Origin of the sequence: Nonomuraea lactucae (genome assembly GCF_003313395.1) — a bacterium.
GTDB classification, from domain to species: domain Bacteria; phylum Actinomycetota; class Actinomycetes; order Streptosporangiales; family Streptosporangiaceae; genus Nonomuraea; species Nonomuraea lactucae.
Map to the genome: position 1 here is coordinate 1 of NZ_QNFZ01000490.1, position 1,318 is coordinate 1,318.

Below are 1,318 nucleotides of genomic sequence, written 5' to 3' on the forward strand. Positions count from 1 at the left end.
CCCGCGGCGGCCTCCACCCACGGCCCGGCCTCCGTGGCCTCCCCGCGGCCCTCCGCGGCCACCTCCCCCGTGGGTTCGGCGGCGCCGGACGACCGGCTCGACCGGCTCGACCGGCTCGACCTGCTCGACCGGCGGGCGCTCCGCCAGTCGCTGGACGCGGTCCACCAGGCCGGGATGTACGGCATCTACTCGGCCGTACGCGACGGTGGCCAGGCGTGGCGGGGCGCGGCGGGGGTCGCCGACGTGGCCACCCGCCGCCCGGTGCGCCCGGACATGCCTCACCGGGCGGGCAGCATCACCAAGACCTTCGTCTCCGTGGCGATCCTGCAGCTGGTGGAGCGCGGCGCCGTCGAGCTGGACGCGCCGGTGAACCGCTACCTGCCCGGCCTGCTCCCCGGCGAGCGGGGCCAGAAGGTCACCGTCCGGATGCTGCTCAACCACACCAGCCACATCGGCGACTACGGGCTGGGGGCGTTCCCGTCGCTCCGGGAGGGCTCGACCGCCAGCCTGGACGACAACAGGTTCCGCACCTTCCGGCCCCGGGAACTGGTGGACTTCGGGCTGGCCGCGCCGCCCACCGGAGAGCCGGGCGCCGTGCCCGGGTCGTACTCCAACACCAACTACATCATCGCCGGCCTGCTCCTGGAGAAGGTCACCGGCGTCGACGCCGAGCGGCAGGTCACCCGGAGCGTGATCCGGAGGGCGGGGCTGCGCGACACCTTCTTCCCGCGCACGCCGCGCCTGCCGCGCCCGCACTCCAAGGCGTACGAGTCGTGGTTCGGCCTGATCGACCCGCCGCGCGACTACAGCGTCTACGACATGTCGTGGGGCGGCATGGCGGGCGCGCTGGTGTCGACCATGGACGACCTCAACCGGTTCTACCGGGCGCTGCTGCGCGGTGAGCTCGTCGGCGCGGCTCAGCTCGCCGAGATGCGCAAGACGGTGCCGGTGGTCGCGGCAGGCGGCCAGGTCGACTACGGGCTCGGGCTCTACTCCCTCGACCTGCCCTGCGGGCGGTTCTGGGGGCACGACGGCGGGGTCATCGGCATGGCCACGCAGTCGCTGGTGAGCGAGGACGGCGGGCGCCAGATCTCGTTCGGCGTCAACTGGACGAAGTATCAGCGCCTGAACGAGGACGGCGTGCCCGAGCCCAGCCCGATCGACTTCGCGATCTGGGACCACCTGCTCCTGGGGGTATGCGGGCGGGGCACCGCGCGCAGCGAGGCGAAGGCGGCCCAGGCGCCGTCCGTCCCGTTCCTCGTGGACCGGCTCACCGTCAAGCAGCCGCGCTGACGCACGCCGCGCGGCCGGCCCGCCC

General features: G+C 74.1%; 1 protein-coding gene. It reads left to right on the forward strand.

From position 1 onward, the window contains the following. The coding region (locus DQW85_RS22905) for a serine hydrolase domain-containing protein (RefSeq protein ID WP_338043406.1) at positions 1-1,293 on the forward strand (1,293 nt) is incomplete at its 5' end. Positions 1,294-1,318: the final 25 nt, after the last annotated feature.